Below are 21205 nucleotides of genomic sequence, written 5' to 3'. Positions count from 1 at the left end.
GGCTTAAATATTAAATATTTGTGCGAAAACAATTTTTTGTCGCAGGATGAGTTCGGCGCTAAGTTCGGCTTAAAGAAAAGTGTGGTAGGAACCTACATCAGGGGAGTATCATATCCCAAGATAGAAATAATGCAGAAAATATGCGAAGAATATAACCTTACCCTGGACGAATTAGTTAATGAAGACCTGTATATTAAATTTAAAGGGCATACCAAAGGAAGCCTGCCCAGGACGGCAGAGCCTTTACCCACATATGACAGCGAAAGGGAAGCACTTTTAAAAACAATAGAGGCGCAAAAAGAAACTATTGCCGCCATGAAAATTACCATAGATACTTTATTGCAGAAATAATTTTTTTGGGCTATATTTAATAAAAAATACAGCCCATGAAAGAACATTTTAAAACGATACTGGAAGCATTTGAAAATGCGGGTATTGAAGTAAATACCGCCGAATTCAGTATAACAGAATATTCACTTAATACAGACCTCAGCTTTAAATTTCGTAACATAGACGAATTTTTGGAGTTTTTGCACCTTACATCTCCATCCGACGAAAAACGTGCAGAAACCATAAAGAATATACTGATAGAGGAGGGCATAAACCCTGACAGCTTTTTTTATGTAAACTTTTACAGCCCTAAAGTTGCAGAACTGTAATTACCCTAGCAGATGGATATAGGATACCTGAAGATAAAGATTGACATAAAGGCAGAGCACGACGAACTCAAAAAAAAGTTTGAGTACAGGCGTAAAGAACTTAAAAAAGAAGAGGTTAAAAATATTTTTGAAGGTTTTAAAGATTATTTTAAATCAGACGGCAATTTTAAATTTAAAGAAAATGAGCACAGCGTAACTGCCGAATACCGGGAGCATGGTATAACGCTGGATATGGATATCTATAAAAGTATAGACAGCCCCGCGTTTGATATGGAAGGGTTTATACGCACCTATGAAAATGAAACATTTGACTTTGAGGTAGAGGCTGTATGCAGTAAAGAAATTGCTGTAAACCCTGCAGGTATAAGCGGGCAGGAAAAACTACTGCATGACACTGCCTATTTTAAAGACTTTCTTGACGGGGTTATACATTACAAATTTAAATACCGCATAAAAGGCCGCCAGCAGGAATATTTTAGCATTCAGGAGCTTATGCAGGCATTATAATGTTATCTTTTTAATTAATAAACTGTAAAAAACAAAACCAACCTTAAATTTTTCTATTTTTGTAATGCAACTAAGGTATAAGGGTGTTCATTTCTTTTAGTACTACATTCTTTACTATCTATAATATTGCATAATGTAAAGGTTTATGAAGTTATTCTCATTTATATTGTCTGTAATTGTATTCTTCGTGGCGCTTTACTATTTTATAGAAGAGTTGCCGCAACTGCAAACGTTTAATGACGGAATATACATAACCCTTTTGGGTATATTAATGGCTATCTGTATAACAGGCATTTTTATTAACTCTGACTTTTTAGTACGAAAACGCCGAAGTAGCATTATACTATTTGTATCGAACAGCTTTTCAAAGAAAAATAAAAAATAAACTCCGGCATTAGCCGGAGTTTATTTTTATGCTTATTCGCCGTTTTTATCTACAATTGGCCTGCTTTCCCTGTTAGCCAGCTCCCAGGCTGTAACAAAGGCAAGCTGTGCACGCTTTGCAAGCAGGTCATATTCAATTTTATCAGGAGTGTCGCCGGGCTTGTGGTAGTCTGCATGCACACCATTAAAATAAAAGATGATTGGGATACCATGTTTGGCAAAGTTGTAATGGTCTGACCTGAAATAAAATCGGTTAGGGTCGTTCCTGTCGTTATACCTGTAGTCCAGTTCCAGCTTAGTATATTTTTCGTTGGCTGCTTCGTTTATGTTATGCAGCTCTGTACTCAACCTGTCAGAGCCTATTACATATACATAATTGCCGTTATCTTTATGGTCGTCATCGCGGCGGCCTATCATATCAATATTTAGGTCGGCAATAGTATTTTCTATCGGGAAAAGTGGATTTTCAGAGTAGTAGCGAGAACCGTGCAGTCCGTGTTCTTCTCCTGTTACATGCAGGAAAAGTATTGACCTCTTGGGCCCGTAGCCATCTTTTTTTGCCTGCATAAATGCCTGCGCAATTTCCAACAATGCAACAGTACCGGAGCCATCATCGTCGGCGCCATTATATATCTCGCCGTTTTTCATACCCACATGGTCATAATGCGCAGATATTACCAATATTTCTTCAGGCTTTTCTGTGCCCTCTATAAAAGCCCAGATATTTTCCGAATCATTCAGTTTAGGCGAAAATGCCCTTGCCATAAAAGCAGATGGCACAGGCTGATAAAAATTTTCGGCACCTTTTGGGTAGGACATACCGTTTGCCTCATACTGGCTTATAAGGTAACGCCCTGCTTTCTTTTGGCCTTCGGTACCTGTGTTACGGCCTTCCATTTCATCACTGGCAACAATAAAGAGGTGTTTTTTTAAATCGGCAGGTGTTATGGAGTTCATATACTTTGCCACATCTGCCTTAGCATGGTTTTTTTGTGCAATTTGCGAGCTGCTGCACGATAATATAAACAGCGCCAGCGGCAATGCAATAATTTTTTTCATAGTTTAAATTTTATATGATGCATACATTGCTGCAATTACAAATAGTATAAAAAAGCAGAATATATTTATCAATAAAAGTAAAAAACTTTTTAATAAAGACATCCCAATTTTTTCTTTATAAAAATTATATCTTGACTTAAACAAATAATAAATAGAATAGAAAAATGCAGCAATATACAGGATACCATTAATTATATCTGAAATTTCACTATTTAAAATGAAATCTATCGTGGTAGCTGTAATTTTTAATAAGGTCAATAACAGTAAATAAAATGAAAAGATATGCAGCGTAAAGATACCGTGGTCAAAATAATACCATCTCGTTTTGCCATGAAATACCCACAGCCAGAATGCAAAAATGGGGAGGTAAATAAACAGTACTTTCGGTAACATGGGGATAAATTCCTTTGCAAAGCCTTTTTTACTACTATCAATTTCTCCAAGCTGCCGTCCCTTTTCTAACTGTTTTTTTTCGAACCAAAGCTCAAAAGCATTGAACTTTTCATCTTCAGGAAGTGTTTTATGTATTGAGTCGAGCTGCTGAGGAGTATATATCTTTTTATTGTTTATAGGTAGGTAGTACCTTTCTTCGGTATTGGCTTTTGTACCCTCCGGTGATGGATCAGAACCTTCATCATCTACAGAACTAACAGCAATAAAAAAAGTAACAAAACTTATAAAAATGTACAGTTTAACCGGAGGTACAAACTTTTGCCTTTTTCCCGACAGATATTCTTTTGTAAGCCTGCCAGGGTAAAACAGCAAATACTTTATTGTTTTCCAGAAAGCGCCGTCATAATGCGTAAAGTCTTCTATAAAATGTGCTACCAGTGCACCAAAGGTTTGCCGGGTTTCTACATTTTTTTGCCCGCATTGCGAGCAGTAGCTTTTATCTACTATATACCCGCAGTTCTCGCAGGTCTTGTCTTCGCGAAGGCGGCCGTGTCCCATTGGTTACGTTCAATTGATTATTTGCATAAAAATAGGAATTTAATTAAAGTGAAAAAGGCGGAAATATAATTTCCGGCTTTTTTGAGTATCTGCTTTTAGGGACTTAATTTATGCCTGTATTTCTCAGAAAGTTCTTTCATTAAATCTGTGTAAATATAATAACCATACTTATCTATGGATTCTGATATAAGTAGAAATATTTCCTCATTGACTTTGAAGTCGTCCTGTTGCGCTAAAATGTATTGTTCCCATTCTGTTTCTGCTTCATGTAGGCTAAAGAAGGAAGTCTGGTTAAGATTCTCTTTTACCCATTGAATAGGCGTTTGTTCTAACAGTCTCGGATCGCCTTTATGATTAAGTTTACGGAAAAAATCTTTATGTAAAGCTCTCATCTTTTTGTAAGAGTCAGTTTCCACGTATTCAAGATATTTTGTTTTAAGATTATTATATGCCTGAACAAATGCACTATCTCTGACCTCAACTAATTGCTTAGAAATATCAAATTGTGCAGACACATGGCCCGTGAACAACATTATAAAAATGACACAAAAAATTTTTATTGAGTTCAAGTGAATAGAATTTTAAGTACGTGCCAATATACAATCTTTATAATAAAGAATATAAATTTAATTAAAATGAAAAAGGGGCTGCCTCATTTTTAAGACAGCCCCTTTCTAAAGGAGGTGGCGGGTTGCAATATATAAGCTGTCTTTACGGTTGTCTCCTGAGCTACCGTAGAAGTGGTTGTTATTACAAATAAAGTTAAAGTGCACAGTTGTAGTAATTTCATATATAGTTGGATTTGTTTTACTCCTCAAATGTTTCCTTCAGGAAAAGTAAAAAGTGCTGCCAGCTTCGCCTGTCTGCCTGTTCGTTATATGCCGCGCCTTTGCTGTTATCGTTACCGGCTTCTTTTTCCGTAAAGGCATGAACGGCATTACCATAATAAATCATTTGCCAGTCGGCGTTGCCATCGTGCATTTCCTGCTGAAAAGCGAGAATGTCCCCCTGCGGAACATAAGGGTCGTCAGCACCGTGCAGAACTAAAACTTTTGTTTTAATCTTCTTATCTTCCCTCGATTTATCCTTGCCAAGCCCCCCGTGGAATGATACTACACCACGCACAGCCATTTGAGCGCGAGCCGCTTCAAGCGCGCCTGTGCCGCCAAAGCAATAGCCAATAACAACAATATCTTCGGGGTTGGCACCAAATTTTACAAGCTGCTCCATCGCCAGCTTTATACGCCTTTGGTAATCTTCAGGATGGCTTTTATAATAACCTGACTGTTCACCAGCCTCTTTGGTATCCTTCGGATAATTGCCCTCGCCATAAATATCTGCTATAAAAGCATAATAACCTAACCCTGCCAGTTCCTGAGCCACACGCTTAGAGTGGTCGCTTATGCCTTTCCAGGCCGGTAAAATAAGTATACCGGGTGCTTGTGGTGATTTTTTGACAGGGGCTATAGCGAAGCCGTTAAGCTTTTGGCTGCCATCAGTATAGGCTACTGCTTTAAGCTGTGCATTGGTTTGTAGTGCCATAAAAGTAAATATGATTGCAAATGATATAGGTAGTTTCATAGAATTATAGTTATAAGATTGAAAGATATAAAAAAGAAAGCTTTCATACAGTGTATAAAAGCTTTCCGTTCATTTTAAAAAAGATAATTATGAATTAAGCATGTTGCCTTTCATGTTTACCTTCTTTAATTTCTTCAACCATCTTTTTATTGAAGGCAGGCAGGTCGTCAGGGTTACGGCTTGTTACAAGCCCTTGGTCTACAACAACTTCTTTGTCTGTCCATTTAGCTCCTGCATTTTCAAGATCTTTCCTTACAGAGTGGTAAGAGGTCATTTCCCTTCCTTCCACAACCTCTGCATTAATCAGTATCTGCGGGCCGTGGCAAATAGCTGCTACAGGCTTTTTAGCTTTAAAAAAGTCCCTTACAAAAGTAAGTGCTTCCTCATTTGTGCGCAGTTGGTCAGGGTTAATAACACCACCCGGCAGTACAAGCGCATCATAATCATTACTGCTCACTTCGCTAAGTTTTTTGTCTACAGTATAGGTTCCGCCCCAGTCTTTGCCTTTCCATGCTTTAATAGAGCCGCTTTCAGGGCTTATAATGTGTGCTGTCCAGCCTTGTTCTTCAAGATGTTCTTTTGGCGATTTAAGCTCGCTTTCTTCAAATCCGTTGGTTGCCAGTATTGCTACTTTCTTGCTCATGATTTTACGTTTTTTATGGTTATAGAATTTTACTATCCCAAAGTTAGCCATAGGTTGTTTTAACATGTTCTAATACAGTACTAAAGTTGTGCTAATGTTTGTTAACCCTCTAGCGGTTTGTATTAATTTTAAGATAATAATGCATTTGCTATGGATGATATATTTGAATGGAAGCGGCTGTTGTTTAATGACCTGCCTGTAGTGTTTTTACTGGAAGTACTTTTCAGGACATGTATAATGTTTATAATTGTATTGCTAACACTCAAGTTTGCAGGCAAAAGGGGTGTAAAGCAGCTTTCGGTTTTCGAAGTGGTGATCATTATTTCGTTAGGTTCTGCAGCGGGTGATCCTATGTTTTATGAAGATGTAGGTCTTATACCCGCGCTAACGGTTTTTATAACAGTATTGCTTATGTACCGCCTGGTAACCTGGATGCTGGGGAAGAGTAAAAGATTTGAAAATTTTATTGAAGGTAAGGTTAAGTGTATTATAGAGGACGGGCAGTTCTCTTTACAGAGCTTTAAAAAAGAAGACCTTGCGCTTGATGAGTTTTTTGCCGAACTTCGCCTGCGCTCTATAGAACACCTCGGGCAGGTTCGTAATGCATATATAGAAACAAACGGGGCTATAAGCGTTTACTTTTATGAAGATGAAGATGTGAAATATGGCCTGCCGATACGCCCCCAGCTTTTTGCCATGAAAAGTAAAGATATCCCTAAATCAGGTACCTATGCCTGTACTTTTTGTGCCAATGTACAGCAGCTCGAGCCTGTACATGCTAACTGCACAGTTTGTGGCCGTGAGGAATGGATAGAGGCTATAAAGACGAAAAGAGTTGTATAAATGTAAAAGCACCGCAATATGCGGTGCTTTATTGAATATATAAAAATTACTAATTAACCTCTTGTTCTTGAATTATTAGACTGCCTTACAGGTGCACTGCTTCTTGACGAAGAGCCCGAACTTCTAACTGTAGGTGTACTGCTTCTGGCAGGTGCTGCACTTCTTACAGCGGGTTGCCGGGTAGTTTGTACAGGTGTACCGGTACTACGTTGCACAGTATTATTTACTCTTGTGGTGTTCCTGCTGCCCTGCATAACAGGGTTACTGCTTCTGCTGCCTGAAGGGTTGTAGCTTGGCTGCCTTGTTGCAGTACTACTGCTTCTTGATACCGAAGGTACTATTGCCCTGTTGTTGTTATCATTCTGTACCCTATTAACACTGTTCCTGTTTATGTTAGAGTTGCGCACAGTATTGTTAGTGTTAGATACATTTATAGTTCTGCTGTTGTTACTGTTCCTGCTGCTGTTAACGCTGTTTCTTGATGCACTGCTATAGCTGTCACTGTTATAACTGCTCCTTGAATTAAGGGCATTTCTTGAGTTTACCCTGCTTCTGCTTTGTTCCAGCGCATAGCGGTTGTTAACTTCTGTACGCCTTGAGAAAGAATTGTTAGGATGCATACGCTCATAAGCATTTGCCCTCCTGCTGTTATGCAGTACCACGGCACGGCTGCTCCTCCTTGAGTTTACATAATGGTAGCTGTTCCTGTTATTAATATACACATTTACATGGTTCCTGTACCTGTACACAGGGCAGGGTGCCCAGTAGTTGTAATATACCGGGTAGTAGCCCCAGTACCACGGAGAGTAATAAGGGCGGTAGCTGCTAACCCAGAATATATCAAATATTAGAGGCCTTGCCACATAAACAGGTTCATATATATAGTTGCTGCCATACATATAAACATCGCCCACTACCTGTACCTGAACGTTATTATTCCTGTCTCTTTCAACCTCAATGGTTGCCACATCCTGAAAGGTATCAATACCTAAAACAGCCTGTAGTATTATCAGGTGGGTGTTATTTTCTGTAGCTTCAATAACCCTTAGGTAATCAACCCTGTTATCACCGTTAAGGTCAAGGTTGCTAATCTGCATGTTGGGGTCATTAAGCCTTCTTTCAAAATCTTCAAGGTCGCGTGACTCTCCAAATATAGAGGCAACCGCTTTAAGGTTAAGGTTGTCACTTATATCATAGCTGTTAGCCCTAACAGTTGTTACGTCCTGTGCAAAAACCTGGCCTGCAAATAAAAAAGCAAACAGGGCTATATGGTTAAAAATCGTTTTCATCTTGTGTAGGTTTATACCACTAAATATTTAGTTTTGTTGTGTACTATCAATTATCCAATTACTGTGCCAATAATTATTTTGTACTTTTATCAATAATATAAAAGCCCAAAAATACAGGTACATTTGCATTAAACAAATTGTATGGAAATACGTAAAGCAGGCCCTGCAGATACAGCGCTTATAAACAGCCTTGCCGCAATGGTGTGGGAACCTACCTACCGCGAAATACTTACCAAGGCACAGTTGGACTATATGTTTGAGATGATGTACAGCCATGCCTCTTTGCAGGAGCAGCTACAGCACAAAGGGCATCAGTTCCTTCTTGCCCGGGAGGGAAGCAGCTTTTACGGTTTTGTATCATATGAGTTAAACTGTAAACCCGGCACTACCAAAATCCATAAACTATATGTTTTACCCGAAAGCCAGGGCAGGGGTGTAGGCGCACTTCTTTTAAAGGCTATAGAACGGGAGGCGGGTGCTGCCGGTGATACTGTCCTTACACTTAATGTAAACCGTTTTAATAAAGCCTATAACTTTTATACAAAAGCAGGATTTACCAAAACAGGGGAAGAAGACATACACATAGGCAATGGTTACCTCATGGAAGACTTTATAATGGAGAAACAATTGCATACTTTATAATAATTTTCTGTAATTATTAAGATACCAATAACATATCTTCAGGTTTATTAGGGTTAAATTTGGTTTATTACTAATATTAAATCCTAACAACCATGATTACCCAAATACAGGGATTGCCGCAAAATATGGTAGGCTTTCGCAGCGAAGGCGAAGTAACCAAAGAAGATTTTGAGCCCGTAAAACAAAAAGTTTCTGAACTTGTAGAACGAACAGGCAAACTTAATTACCTATTGTTTTTAGACAACTCACCGAAAGATTTTACGCTTGGTGCGTGGCTACAGGATGCACTGCTTGGCATGCAGAACATTACCAAATGGAACCGTGCCGCTATAGTTTCTGACTCTGATGCTGTAATAAAATTTACTGACGGTTTCAGCAAAGTGATGCCGGGTGAGTTTAAAGGCTTCAGTAAGGCAGAGTATGATACTGCCGTTAGCTGGGTATCAGGAGTAACAAACGTATAATTAAGAAAAACAAAAAGCTATGGGAGATAAAAAAGACTTATTTAGTAAAGAAGCCATTGGTAAGATAAAAGAAATGGCAGAAGATATAAAAATGTGCATGTTTTGCACAGAACTTTCAGTAAGGCCGATACCCACGCGGCCTATGACCGTACTGGAAGTAGATGACATGGGCAACCTTTGGTTTATAAGCTCATCTAAAAGCAATAAAAATTTTGAAATTAAACATGACGATGACGTGCAACTGATATTCGCTAAAAACTCAGATTCACATTACCTGTCAATTTTCGGAAAAGCGCTTATCTACAAAGATAAATCGCATGTAGAGGATGTTTGGACACCCGTTGCCAACACATGGTTTGAAGAAGGTAAAAATGATCCTGATGTGAGCGTTATAAAAATAGAGCCTTCGGATGCCTATTACTGGGATACCAAATATGGCAAAATGGTTAGTATGCTAAAAATGGCTGCAGCAGCCGTAACAGGTAAAACCATGGATGACGGCGGAGTAGAAGGAAAATTAAATGTTTAAACATATTCCACTTTAAATAGTAAAAAGCCCTGTAACAGTTTGTTCAGGGCTTTTTTATTTATCACAATAATTGACTTTTTACTTTTCTTCTTCGGTGCATTCCTCATCAGGTATATCAGGGTCGGCAAGGCAACTCCTGTTTTGCAGTGGTATTGCATCTACTTTTTTTTCTATCTCTTTCTGCTCAATATAAACTGCATATTCAGAAGGACGTATGCGTATACCTACAAAGTTGGCATAAGCCCTTGTAAATTCAGCACCAAAGTAAAGTATTGCAGCTGTAAAATATACCCACAGCAATATTACAATAATAGACCCTGCTGCACCATACGGAGACCCTGCAGCCGTTTTTTCTATATAAAGGCTTATAAGGTAACGCCCAAGCATGAAAAGGCAGGCAGTAAACAATGCACCCGCCCTTACGTCTTTCCATGCAATTTCTGCATCAGGCAATACCTTAAAAATTACCCCGAATAATACAGATATCACTAAAAAGCTCAATGCAATACTTATTACCTGCATTAATACTATGGTAATATCCGGAAAATATTCATGCAGCATATTCCCCAATGCAGCAATTACACCATTTACTATAAGCGTAACAATTAGCAAAAAGCCCAGCCCTATGATAATAGAACCCGAACGCAGCCTGTCTTTTATAAGCTTAAGCCATCCTTTTTTCGGTTTTGCTTTAATCCGCCATATTATATTGATTGAGTCCTGAATTTCACCAAAAACGGTTGTAGCACCTATTATAAGCGTAATAGCACCTATAATTACAGAAAAAGTGGTTTCTCCCGAAAGCTTAAGGTTACTTATGACTTCCTGTACCTGGGCGGCAGCCTTGTCGCCGATGAGCCCGTGTATTTCTGCAAACACGCGGCCCTCTATAGCTTCATTACCCCAAATAGCACCTGCCAAAGATATTATAAGCAATAACATAGGGGCAAGCGAGAAAACAGTGTAATATGACAAAGAAGCGCTTAATTTTAAACCTTTATCTTCCATAAAGCCGATGCCGGCGTCTTTAAGTATTGTGAGTGTATCTTTAAAGAATTTTTTGCTGAAGATATACATATTACAGTTATTGGTTAAAGCATAAAAATAATAATACAGCTATGCAAAAACTATAATATTAACAAAATACTAAAACTATTTTACTGAAAAGTTATCTTACAAAATGTGTTTTGCCAAATGTTTGCTAAAATTAAAATGAGAGGTACAGTTACATTGCTCAATATGCTTAAAATACGTAAATTTATACAGGTAAATAAGCCGCTTTTGGCAACAAAAACTAAAAATTATTTCCATGAAAATAGTAATAATAGGAGGGGGTTTTGCAGGTATTAACCTTGCAGAGGGCCTTGCAGGAAATAAAAATTTCAAAGTAACACTTGTAGATAAGAATAATTACAATTTCTTTCCGCCTTTAATATATCAGGTAGCTACAGCTTATTTAGAGCCATCCAGTATAAGCTACCCTTTCCGCAAGCTTTTCAGGAACAGGGGCAATGTGCAGTTCAGGCTTGGCGAATTATTGCGTGTAGATACAGCAGGTAATAAAGCAATACTGCATAACGGTGAGATAGAGTATGATGCCCTTGTTTTTGCCACAGGAGCCGAGACCAATTATTTTGGTATGGAGAATGTGCAGAAGAACTCTATCCCCATGAAAACGCTTAATGATGCTATAGAAATGCGCAATAAGTTGCTTCAGCGTATGGAAAAAGCAGCGATATGCAATAACAGCCGCGAACGCCGAAAGTACCTTAACATAGTAGTTGCCGGTGGAGGGCCAACAGGCGTTGAAGTATCGGGTATGTTTGCCGAAATGAAAAACGGTATTTTACGAAAAGAATATCCTGAATTAAGCACAAGCGCCAGTAACATATATCTTGTAGATGGAAGTGATGCACTACTTGGGCCTATGAGCAAAAAATCGCAGCAGGATACCTATAATGCACTAAAAAAACTGGGTGTTGTTATAAAGTTGAATACAAGGGTAACTGATTTTGACGGTGATACCGTTCATCTTTCTAACGGAGAAACAATAAGCTCTAAAAACCTGATATGGGCTGCCGGGGTCTCTGCTAAGATATTTGACGGATTGCCAAAAGAAAGCTACGACAGGGGCAGGCGCCTTGCGGTTGATGAATTTAATAAAGTGGCACATACTGATAACATTTATGCCATTGGCGATACCTGTATTCAACTATCTGACCCCGAATGGCCCGAAGGCCACCCTCAGGTTGCCCAGGTTGCAATACAACAGGGCGAACACCTTGCCAGGAATTTTAATCGTATGGTTAAAGGAGAGGCATTAAAACCTTTTGATTATAATGATAAAGGATCTATGGCTATTATTGGTAAAAATAAAGCAGTGGTAGACCTCCCTAAACCCAAAATGCACTTTAACGGGTTTATTGCATGGCTTATGTGGTTGTTTATCCACCTTATGTCACTCATCAGTTACAGGAACAGGATTACAACTTTCTGGAACTGGATGGTAGCCTATTTCTCTAAAGACCAGTCACTGCGCATGATAATAAGGCCTGATAAAAGACAGAAAAACCCTGTAGAGAAAGTTAATCAGGGTGTATAAGAAAAGCCTATAAAAAAGCCGTTGCTGTCGTGGGATGGGTTTCTTTCCACCCCTTTAGAATTTCCGTTTGATACATGCACGTGCCTTAGCCCCAGCATGATGTATGCATTTTGTGTAAATTTTATTTCTGCACCAATACCATATTTGGTAATACCATTAAAATATGTACCCAGCCTGCCATCGTGTGAGGCAGGCTGCGGAAACTCATCAAAAAAATATATGAACCCGCCGCCCGATTCAAAATAAATACGGTAATTTTCTTTGTTTACAGGGTAAAACCTCGCAAACGGGCGTATAGCAATACCTGCTGTACTGTTATATTTATCTTTGGGTAAAAATGCTATGAACTCTACTCCCGCCGACATCCATTTGCGCAACATAAAATTGATACCGGTGCTATTTTGTGCTACAAAAGTATAAGGATATTTATATCCCCATGAAAAGCCACTTTCGTTATATAAATTTAGTTTTTTAACAAGCGTAGTATCGTTACGGGTAAGCAAAAGGCAGGTGCCCACCGCAGCAGCCGGTACTATAAACCCCATAGATGTATGCAGTTTAACAGGCTCAAAACCCATAGGGTTTTGATACCAGTTATCCCCAATGGGATATTGGGCATGTGCTGCGGTATAAAAACATACTAAGTGTAAAAAGAGTAAAAAGTGCCTGTGTGGTTTCATGTTTTTAGTGCAAAGTAAGCAAGGCAGGCCTCTTGCATTTGAGTGGAAAACCCTCAAAATTTTTAAAACGGGCAATTTTTATTATGAAACGGGCATTATTTTTTCCACCATTTTAAAAATACAGAGGCCTTGGCTTTGCTGATAATGATGTGCCCATGTGTTTCGGGATTTGTAATTACAAAGAGTTTCCTGTTCTCTGCATTTTTAACTGCTGTTATTGCACCTGCACTGATTATAAATTGCCTGTTGGCCCTGAAAAACTGTTGTGGATTAAGCTTTTTTTCAAGTTGTTCCAATGACATATTGAGAATGTAACGGTTACCCGTAAACAGGCATATATATAAAATACCATTTTCAAGATAAAAAAAAGCTATTTCGCTAACGTTGATAAGCATAGTCTTGTCCTGAAAGGTTACACTGACCCGGCTAAAGTAATTAGCATTGTTTGTATCTTTAGGGATATTTACAGTTTCTTTTTTTTTGATAAGTAACGGTACCGCTAAAGTCAGCACTAATAATAATAGCGACCTGAACAGGGTAACCCCGATAACAGCGCCAAATGATAGATTTTTAACATTCAAAAAAAATGTTAGTAAACCCGGTGTTGCATAAAAAAATAGTATGTGTACAGAGTAGAGCAGAGCTGCACCGGCTATGTAACCAATAATTAATTTGGATACAGGATTCTTTATCCTTTTTGTAAACTGTGCTATTACTAAAAACATCGAAAAGGCTGCACAGATATATAAATAATAGAGCAGCAGGTAGCTAAGTGCCGGAAAGTTATTTTTAATAACACGCGGAACTATACCCAATAGCGGGACAAGCAGGGTTATTAAAATATATCTTTTACTGTTGTGCATTCAGCTTTTTTTGCCGAAAATACTATTTTATAAAATATTGTAAAAGCATTAAAAAGGATACCCTATTGCAAGGTTAAACACAAGGTTTTCTTTGCGCCAGTATTTACCGCCAAAATCAACTTCGTCAAGTACCCACCTGTCGCCCTCAGGCAGCCACGGCTTTCGTATCGGGAAAGCCAGGTCAGTACGCAGCACAAGGAAGGATAGGTCGAACCTTAAGCCAAACCCTGTACCAACGGCAAGCTCTTTATAAAAATCTTTTGAGAATTTTGCCCCCGGTGCAATGTTTTCACCGTTTAAATCTTTACGCTCATTCCACAGCCATATATTTCCGGCATCTACAAATAAGGCACCTTCAATAATTTTATACAATTTAGTCCGATATTCGGTATTCAGTTCCAGCTTCAGGTCGCCGCTTTGGTCGGGTAAAAACCCATTCTCATCTATATCAGGATCCCGGTAGCTGCCCGGGCCTATAGAGCGTGCCCTGAAAGCCCTTATACTGTTAGTACCACCCACAAAGAACTGGCGCATAAACGGTAATTCAGACGAGTTACCATAAGGCACCCCAATGCCTGCAATTATCCTGCTGGCAAGTTTAGAGTTCCTGCTTAGCCTTAAGTAATGCCTAAAGTCGTGCTCCATCTTTACAAACTGGCTAAAGGGTACATTAAGAATGTTTATTGTATCGCCCTGCTTTACATTGGCACCGGTAGCAAGGCCGGTAATAGTACCGGCAAGGTCTAAAGAGCCTTTATAATAAAATGTATGGCGCTTAAACTTTCGCATAGTGTTAGTATACGTATAAGAATAAGTGGGGCCAAATATCAGCTGCTTGTCTATTACCCTTTGCAATGAAGGATTGTCAGCTATCTGATTGCGATATTCATCAGTTACATTTGCAGGGCTAACATAGTTTATATCAATTGCATTTAGCTGATGTTCTTTATGTATGTTTTCTTTCCACAAATAGCCAAACTGCCCCCTGAAGGAGTTTAACGAATACAGCTTTTGCCTGTTTTGATATTCGTAACTAACCAAAGCCCTTGTTTTGGGTACAAAGCCGCTTGAAGAACGTACTTCAAAAGGAGTTATGAATCGCGGCCACACAAGGCTCGCCTCGCCACCCACGCGGTACACGTTGTAGCCTTTATTCTGTCCTGATACCTGTACTTCGAGTCCGCCGAAAACACTCAAGGTTAAAAGTTCTGCCGCTCGGAAGGTATTGCGGTTGCTCCAGTTAACATTAAGCTCTGTACCGTTATAGTTCGCAGAGTTTGTTTTGGCAATGGTTTCCACACGTATCGATTTTCTCGGCAGCGGGCTCAGGTAGTAATACGCATCAAGCGCATTAGTGGTATCGGCAGGGTAAAATTCATTTTTTACAAATTTAAAAACTCCAAGGTTAACCAGCCTGTTAAGCGAGAGGTTATGGTCTTTACGGTTATAAATATCACCTTTATGAAAATACAGCGAACGGTCAAAAATAATTGGGCGGAATGTGTTTTCGGGATCTATTATCTTAAAGTCTTTATACTGTTGTACAGAGTCTAACGGTGGGCGTATGGTGTCCTGAAGGTTACTGATAGAATAATTTGGGTAAATATAAATGTTGTTGATTGTATAAGGTTTACGTGCCTCTTGCGGTGTTTCCTGCTTTACCTTTACAAACATATCTACCTGGCGGTTGCCAACAGTACTGTCTGCCTGCACCAGAATATAATCCGGATTGAAATAATAATATCCCTTGTTTTTAAGCAGCCTGTCTATCCTTTCGCGCTCTGCTTTAATTACATTGAGGTCATAAGGGTTACCGGGGCGAAGCAGGCTCCAGTGCTTCAGTTTTGCAACAGCAGTATCTATACGGGTAGAGTCTTCAGGAAAGGTTACAGTTCTTATTTTGTACTGCCTGCCAAGCTCAACGGTATATTTTACTTCTGCCCTTCGGTTACGGGATGTAGAGTCTGATTCAGTACGGGTTTTAAAGTAACCTTTGTTTTCAGCATAATTCTGCAAAAGGTCTGCATTATAATCCATATCTACCTGGCTGAACAGCACGGGCGGTTCGCCTACTTTATTACGCAGCCAGTAGCGGAAACCTTTATCTTTTTTGGGTTCTCCGGCAAGATTGTAAAAATAGAGCTTAACCCGCAGGCCAAATATTTTGCGGTTTGGCTTTGGGCGCAGCAGGTCTTCCATTTCGCTTTCAAGCGCCTTTCTTTCTTTTTTGCCTATAACAGTATCCTTAATATTTACTTCGCTGCCCACATAAAGCATATCTCCTTCAGGCAGGTACTTTGTGTTACTGCAACCGTAGCTTAGTAAAAGTGTAATAGTTAAGTAATATAGTATATATCTATTCTTCATCTTTAGTGCTGTTTGGCGGCAAATCTTCTTTTTCATCTTCTTTAGCTGCTTTCTTTTTTTCAGATTGCTCCTTTTCGCGCGCACGGCGCTCTTTTTCTCTTTGCCTCATGGCTTTTTCTTCTTCGCTGCGTTGAAAAAGTTCCCTGAATTTATCATAATCCATAGTGATTATAAAGGCTACACCTGTTTCTACCACCTGGCCCTGCAGTGCTACCTGGTATTCGTTTTTACGGTAGGCCCTAACCATATACCTGCCGTCTTTGGTCAGTTCATAATCTACAGATACATCCCCGGCAATATTGGTTGTTTCTTCATTGGCCTGCTGCGGGCCTTCCAGCCCGAAACTGCTGCCCACAGTAACCTTCAGCCTGTCATTAAGCAGCCTTTTAGAGATACCCACATTAAGGTCGGTCCTGTTTTCGCGCTGCCCGGTTGTATAATCTTCGGTAGATTCTAAATCAAAGTTCAGTTCTACGCCATTAATAAGGTCAGATGCCAGATTGTTTAGCTGCTGCGATAATATTTTGCTCACACTCTGGCGGGCAAGTGCTTCACCGCTTGTACCGGTCTCACTCGAAAAAGGATTTTCGCCTATAAAGCGGTTAAGTAATAATAATGCGAACACCTGCTTGTTAAGCTCTGAAGGCTGTTGGCGCAACTGCTCAAGCTTGGCACGGCTGTTATTGATTATGTTGCTTGATACATTATAATTTCCTTCCGGTAGCACAATGTCAAATGACAGTTCGGGCGAGAGCAGCTCTCCCTCCATTTTTAACAGGGTGTGGAAAGGTATTTTCTGTTTATAGGTATTTCTCTCTGATTGCGACACATCAAGCTGCCCGTCAAGAAGGTCCAGAGGGGCCGCTTCGGTTTCATAAACAGCGGTTATGTTGATATTAGCTTCTGTTGGTTCGCCCGTCCAGAGAATATAACTTCCTTCCTGTATTTCAAATTTTCTTTTCAGGAAATTAAAAGTCATTTCATAAGCACCCTCAGTAAATTCATAACGTCCGGTAAGCGTAGTCTTGCCCGATGGGTCTATTCCGCCTGTTAGCTGTGCTTCTCCCTGAAGCCTTAAAAAGTCGCCGTTGCCTTTATCAATAATCAGGTTAAGCTCTGCTTCCTTTACAATTTCTATAGCTACTGAAACATCTATACCTGTAACATCCGACTGGTTAAAGTCTTCTTCCATTTTAAGCCTTTGCTTAATTTCAAGGTTATCCTGGTCTATAAACTCTACTATACCTTCGCGGTCGGCAATAGCAGGGTCCTGCTGCGGCAGTACTACCGTAAATTTGGTGTCTTCATTTATGCGCAGGGTGCCGTCTATCACCGGGCTTTCCAGTGTGCCGTTTACATTTATGTTGGTATCAATTATCAGGTTTCCGTAATACAAATCGTTATCTTTTGCGGTAGAATTAACTACCCTGAAATTCTCTGCGTTTACATTAAGGTCAAAACCAAATTCTGTATAATTAGTTGTAGCAATGTTACCATTTATTTCGAGCAGGTTGTTATCGCTGTCCTCTACTTTAAAACTGTTAAAGCTGATACCGCTGTCTGTAAACCTTATATTGTCGTTTATAGATTCATATCGGGCGTTTAACGGTGTAACCAGCAGGCCAACATCATTAAATTTAAGATTGCCGTTTACATTGGGGTCTGTAGCCGTACCCGTAACCCTGAAGCTGCCGCTAAGGTAGCCTTCGCCTTCTTTAATGGTACCAAAAGTAAATGCCTGCACACTGCTCATGTTAAGTTTTTGTATGTCAAGATCCATGTCAAAATTGCTGCCCGCAGTGTTATAAGTACCATTCAGGTTTACCTGGTTGCCGTTGCCTGTAATGGCAACATCTGCCGTGTAGGTGTTTGCCACTTCATTGTTTACCTGAATGCGCACATTACCTACAGTATCTTTGCTAACGGCAAGATTTTCAATTGTCAGGTCAGATGTAAATTCCATTTCAGTATTCAGGTTTCTAAGCTGGGCAGTACCATCTATATTACCTTTTATCTTCAGTTCTTCTTTTTGAATGATGTTGGTAAGTGTTTCAATCTCAAAATTGCTTAATGTAACATCAAGCGGCGCGCCCGGCTCTTCTGAAACCGACTGTAGCGCTATAGAGCTTCCCTCGCTGCTCATTTCAAAGTTATTGGCGTAGATGCCACTTTCACCAAAACGGATAACGTTATCGGCGGCAATGGCCCACGGCTCATAATTGAGTATAAGCCCTTCCGGGTCGAGTACAATTTCAGTATTACCCTCCGCAGCGCGCATTTCTCCCGCTATCATATACTGTTCTTCTTCTTTACGGCCTACAATTTCTAACCTGTAGGTTAGCGTGTTATCTACAATTGCACCTGCAACGGTTGTTTTAGGTACTTCAAACTGTTCGTTCTCTATACCGTTTACCCGAACATCATAAACCAATGCACTGTCCTGGTTTTTAAGGTTTACTACTACTCCGGAAATGGTGTTGGCGCCATAAACAATACGCGGAATTACAGCGTTCACACTAATACTGTCGTACTCGCTGTTGTACTTGCCAATTATGTTGATGGGTTCTATACGCTCAAGCTGTGGCAACAGCTTGTTTAGGACAGGGTCATTGGTTACATGAACCATAAAATTAAAACGCTGGGGTTTTGTTTGCTGCCTTACTGCGCCCGGGTTAGTATTATAGTATTTTGATAAAGTATTAGAAAGCGCTGTTGGCACTTCTGTAAGCGAATATTTGCCTGTCATATAAGCATCAACAATCTGAGAGCTTATCAGTAAAGAGTTTTTCTCGGCGGTAGATTCGGCTATTATATTAACAGAATCCAGTCCGAACTGTTCTTCGGCATTTGCAAACATAAAATGGTACAGGCTTATCTTCCCGTTAAGGTTGTCAGGATCAGAATCGGTTATATCGGCATCTACATTTCCCCTTAACTTTAGAGGCCCTGCATGCAGGTTTAGTTTGTTAAGGTCGGCTATATCTATATTAAGTTTTATTTTCCCGTTAGGGTATTTGTCTTTAAAGCCACCGCTCGCAACCAAGTCGAACTCCAGGTTAGGGTCGGCCATATCGGCTGTTACTTCAAACTGCCCGTTGTTTACTTTGCCGTCTATATCAAGGTTACGATAAGTGTAACTGTTGAATTCGGCTTTTGCCAGTGTTCCTTTTAACGTAGCATTTGCAGTCTGCGGGTTAAGCCCCATGCCTTTCACATCTGCTTTAAGTGTAACCCTGCCCAGAGAGTCGTTACTTATCAGGCGGCCTATATCAAAATTTTGTATATCTACGTTTGCATCATATTTTTCGTAGTCTTTGCGGCGTTGGTCAAACGTAGCCCTAATGCGCGCATTGCCCATGCTGCTGCCAAGGCTAACGTTGGTATTAAAGTTATTTAAAGTACCTTTAAATGTAGCCCTTGCCGAAAGGCTTTGCGGTAGTTGTATGTTAACAGGTATAGTACCTTTCGGCACAAAATCTTTAATGTCTTTTGCCGTAGTCCGCAGTTCCCTTACGTTCATATCAAAATAAGCCTTTTGCGCATCAGGCAGGCCTTTAATCCTTCCGCTGGCGGCAAGGGTTGTGCTGCCAATACCTCTTATTTCTAGGTTAGCAATCCTAAGGTCGCTTACTTTTCCGTCAACATCGCTGTTTATGTACAGTATGCCGTCAGGGTTATCTTTAAACGGATTGGTATCAGCCAGGGCGGGAACAAAAGTCAGAACGTCTTTAAAACCTATCCGGCTGCCTGTAAGGTTTGCATCAATTTTCAGTTCGCCAATATTTTCCTGTAATGAAGCTATAGAAGGATATCCCACTATAATTTTTTCTTTAAGGAGCGTCTGCGGTGTTTTAAGGTACAGGTTTTCCAGTTTGGCGCTTTCGGGCCCATAGTAGAAATCGGTTTGTAATTTTTCAATTATTACTCCGCTGTTAGCTTCGGTCACACTTACATTAGCAAGTTTACCCGAAATAACATCGGTACTGTAAGAAAGTGCTTCGCCTTCAAGGTTAAACTCTTTTATATCAAGATGCATATAGTCAATACCTTTGGCAACCGGAGCAGCATTCATGTTGTTGAACCTGAAGTTTACATCTTTTATATCAGTATTTGCAAGCTTAAACTTCCACTGCGCCGATGCCGCTTCAGGACTTGTTTCAGGTAATTTTTCAGCGGCTTCTTTTTCCGTTTTTCCTAACGTAAGCTGTCCTTTAACACCGTTAAGTTCAAAATTTTCAAGGTCAATCAGCTGGTTTTTAAGGTCTATGGTGTTAACTTCTGCTGTCAGTTCTTTTAATACTATCTGTGTATCAAGGCTAGTACCTGCATTATCATACCCTATGTCGATATTGGATAGGTTAATATTACCCAGCTTTATTCCCAAATCAGGTTTAGATGATGCTTCTTCTGCAACTTTTTGTGTGCTTTTTGCAATTTCGTCAACCATACCCTGCTCAAGTGTTAGCTTTAGCCCGTCAAGGTTAATTTCAGGTATTTCAAACTGCATATTCTCTAAGTCAAATTTATCTACTTGTGTATCAAAATGCGTTAGGTTTGCAGCTATGTTGTTTTTAGTAATGGCGTCTTTATAAGTAACTCTGATTCGGTCAAGCTCAATATTATCCAGTGAAAATTTCATTGGGGCAGATGTAGTGTCTTTGGGCTTGCCTGTATCGAATGCTTTAATGATATAGTCAAAGTTAAAAACCGAATCTTTATTGCGTTTTACATTGGCTACAATGCCTTCCAGTTCTACAGAATTAAGCTCTACCTCATTGCTTAAAAGCTTAAAAAGGCTGATATCAATCTTCAATTTTTCACCTGCAAGGAGTGTATCGCCTTCCTGGCTTTCAAAATAAATATCTTCCAGTATTACCTTTTTAGGAAGCCCTATTTCTATACGGCCAATTTGTACTTCTGCACCTATTTTGTCTTCTAAATAGCTGACAGCTTTGTCTTTAACTAAGTTCTGTATGTAGGGCACCTGCAATAAAAGTACTATTAGCAGGAATAACCCGATAACCGATCCTATTATCCAAAGCAGTATTTTACCACTCTTTCTTAAGTATTTTTTAACCTTTGCGTTCATTCACCCTAAAAGTAGATATAATTAACATTTCGGAGTTTTAAAGCTGTCTCTTA

General features: G+C 39.6%; 20 protein-coding genes. 9 read left to right on the top strand and 11 right to left on the bottom strand.

The window, feature by feature from the left end; all coding sequences use genetic code 11:
* From Q0K96_RS11760 to Q0K96_RS11745, 4 genes are all read left to right on the top strand, one after another.
* Positions 1 to 351: helix-turn-helix transcriptional regulator (locus tag Q0K96_RS11760; protein WP_297334189.1), on the top strand; the 351-nt coding region annotated here is incomplete at its 5' end.
* A 35-nt stretch (positions 352 to 386) separates the two neighbouring features.
* The gene (locus Q0K96_RS11755) at positions 387 to 659 is read left to right on the top strand and encodes a hypothetical protein (protein ID WP_297334188.1); all 273 of its coding nucleotides are present in this window, start codon (positions 387 to 389) and stop codon (positions 657 to 659) included.
* Positions 660 to 671: 12 nt separating this feature from the next.
* Positions 672 to 1166 (top strand): hypothetical protein, encoded by a 495-nt coding sequence (locus Q0K96_RS11750; protein ID WP_297334187.1) that lies wholly within the window; start codon positions 672 to 674, stop codon positions 1164 to 1166.
* A 145-nt stretch (positions 1167 to 1311) separates the two neighbouring features.
* On the top strand, positions 1312 to 1551 hold the full coding sequence (locus Q0K96_RS11745; protein ID WP_297334186.1) for a hypothetical protein: 240 nt from the start codon (positions 1312 to 1314) through the stop codon (positions 1549 to 1551).
* A gap of 32 nt (positions 1552 to 1583) precedes the next feature.
* On the opposite strand, the gene Q0K96_RS11740 is transcribed toward Q0K96_RS11745, so the two are convergent.
* From Q0K96_RS11740 to Q0K96_RS11720, 5 genes are all read right to left on the bottom strand, one after another.
* The gene (locus tag Q0K96_RS11740) at positions 1584 to 2609 is read right to left on the bottom strand and encodes a M28 family metallopeptidase (RefSeq protein ID WP_297334185.1); all 1026 of its coding nucleotides are present in this window, start codon (positions 2607 to 2609) and stop codon (positions 1584 to 1586) included.
* Between the two features lie 3 nt (positions 2610 to 2612).
* Positions 2613 to 3560 carry a DUF3667 domain-containing protein gene (locus Q0K96_RS11735; protein ID WP_297334184.1) on the bottom strand — a complete coding sequence of 316 codons (948 nt, stop codon included), beginning with the start codon at positions 3558 to 3560 and terminating at the stop codon, positions 2613 to 2615.
* Positions 3561 to 3655: 95 nt separating this feature from the next.
* Positions 3656 to 4129 (bottom strand): hypothetical protein, encoded by a 474-nt coding sequence (locus Q0K96_RS11730; protein ID WP_297334183.1) that lies wholly within the window; start codon positions 4127 to 4129, stop codon positions 3656 to 3658.
* A 238-nt stretch (positions 4130 to 4367) separates the two neighbouring features.
* On the bottom strand, positions 4368 to 5141 hold the full coding sequence (locus Q0K96_RS11725) for a dienelactone hydrolase family protein (protein WP_297334182.1): 774 nt from the start codon (positions 5139 to 5141) through the stop codon (positions 4368 to 4370).
* 94 nt (positions 5142 to 5235) lie between these two features.
* A complete protein-coding gene (locus Q0K96_RS11720) occupies positions 5236 to 5784 on the bottom strand; it encodes a type 1 glutamine amidotransferase domain-containing protein (protein ID WP_297334181.1) in 549 nt (182 codons plus the stop codon).
* A gap of 150 nt (positions 5785 to 5934) precedes the next feature.
* On the opposite strand from Q0K96_RS11720, the gene Q0K96_RS11715 reads away from it, so the two are divergent.
* Positions 5935 to 6627 (top strand): YetF domain-containing protein, encoded by a 693-nt coding sequence (locus tag Q0K96_RS11715; protein WP_297334180.1) that lies wholly within the window; start codon positions 5935 to 5937, stop codon positions 6625 to 6627.
* Between the two features lie 53 nt (positions 6628 to 6680).
* Here the strand turns inward: Q0K96_RS11715 and Q0K96_RS11710 are convergent, their stop codons facing one another.
* Complete coding sequence (locus Q0K96_RS11710) at positions 6681 to 7916, bottom strand: hypothetical protein (RefSeq protein WP_297334179.1); 1236 nt, start codon at positions 7914 to 7916, stop codon at positions 6681 to 6683.
* 141 nt (positions 7917 to 8057) lie between these two features.
* Here Q0K96_RS11710 and Q0K96_RS11705 point away from each other — a divergent pair, with 141 nt between their 5' ends.
* The 3 genes from Q0K96_RS11705 to Q0K96_RS11695 all read left to right on the top strand — a co-directional run bounded on the left by Q0K96_RS11705 (position 8058) and on the right by Q0K96_RS11695 (position 9551).
* On the top strand, positions 8058 to 8558 hold the full coding sequence (locus tag Q0K96_RS11705; protein WP_297334178.1) for a GNAT family N-acetyltransferase: 501 nt from the start codon (positions 8058 to 8060) through the stop codon (positions 8556 to 8558).
* Between the two features lie 92 nt (positions 8559 to 8650).
* The gene (locus Q0K96_RS11700; protein WP_297334177.1) at positions 8651 to 9022 is read left to right on the top strand and encodes an STAS/SEC14 domain-containing protein; all 372 of its coding nucleotides are present in this window, start codon (positions 8651 to 8653) and stop codon (positions 9020 to 9022) included.
* A gap of 19 nt (positions 9023 to 9041) precedes the next feature.
* Positions 9042 to 9551, top strand: coding sequence for a pyridoxamine 5'-phosphate oxidase family protein (locus tag Q0K96_RS11695; RefSeq protein WP_297334176.1), 510 nt, complete (start codon positions 9042 to 9044; stop codon positions 9549 to 9551).
* 78 nt (positions 9552 to 9629) lie between these two features.
* Here the strand turns inward: Q0K96_RS11695 and Q0K96_RS11690 are convergent, their stop codons facing one another.
* On the bottom strand, positions 9630 to 10628 hold the full coding sequence (locus tag Q0K96_RS11690; protein ID WP_297334175.1) for a YihY/virulence factor BrkB family protein: 999 nt from the start codon (positions 10626 to 10628) through the stop codon (positions 9630 to 9632).
* 232 nt (positions 10629 to 10860) lie between these two features.
* Between Q0K96_RS11690 and Q0K96_RS11685 the strand changes: the two genes are divergently transcribed.
* Positions 10861 to 12153, top strand: coding sequence for an NAD(P)/FAD-dependent oxidoreductase (locus tag Q0K96_RS11685; RefSeq protein ID WP_297334174.1), 1293 nt, complete (start codon positions 10861 to 10863; stop codon positions 12151 to 12153).
* Here Q0K96_RS11685 and Q0K96_RS11680 read toward each other — a convergent pair.
* From Q0K96_RS11680 to Q0K96_RS11665, 4 genes are all read right to left on the bottom strand, one after another.
* The gene (locus Q0K96_RS11680) at positions 12141 to 12833 is read right to left on the bottom strand and encodes an acyloxyacyl hydrolase (RefSeq protein ID WP_297334173.1); all 693 of its coding nucleotides are present in this window, start codon (positions 12831 to 12833) and stop codon (positions 12141 to 12143) included. The two genes, Q0K96_RS11685 and Q0K96_RS11680, sit on opposite strands and share 13 nt — an antisense overlap.
* Before the next feature lie 95 nt (positions 12834 to 12928).
* The gene (locus Q0K96_RS11675; protein WP_297334172.1) at positions 12929 to 13696 is read right to left on the bottom strand and encodes a LytTR family DNA-binding domain-containing protein; all 768 of its coding nucleotides are present in this window, start codon (positions 13694 to 13696) and stop codon (positions 12929 to 12931) included.
* Between the two features lie 48 nt (positions 13697 to 13744).
* Positions 13745 to 16063, bottom strand: coding sequence for a BamA/TamA family outer membrane protein (locus tag Q0K96_RS11670; protein WP_297334171.1), 2319 nt, complete (start codon positions 16061 to 16063; stop codon positions 13745 to 13747).
* The gene (locus Q0K96_RS11665) at positions 16053 to 21152 is read right to left on the bottom strand and encodes a translocation/assembly module TamB (RefSeq protein ID WP_297334170.1); all 5100 of its coding nucleotides are present in this window, start codon (positions 21150 to 21152) and stop codon (positions 16053 to 16055) included. Before Q0K96_RS11665 ends, Q0K96_RS11670 begins: the two co-directional genes overlap by 11 nt.
* Between the last annotated feature and the right edge of the window lie 53 nt (positions 21153 to 21205).

Origin of the sequence: Flavobacterium sp., assembly GCF_024305175.1 — a bacterium.
Taxonomy (GTDB): domain Bacteria; phylum Bacteroidota; class Bacteroidia; order Flavobacteriales; family Flavobacteriaceae; genus Flavobacterium.
The sequence above is the reverse complement of the archived record's forward strand: the minus strand, read 5'-3'. Positions and strand labels throughout refer to the sequence as shown.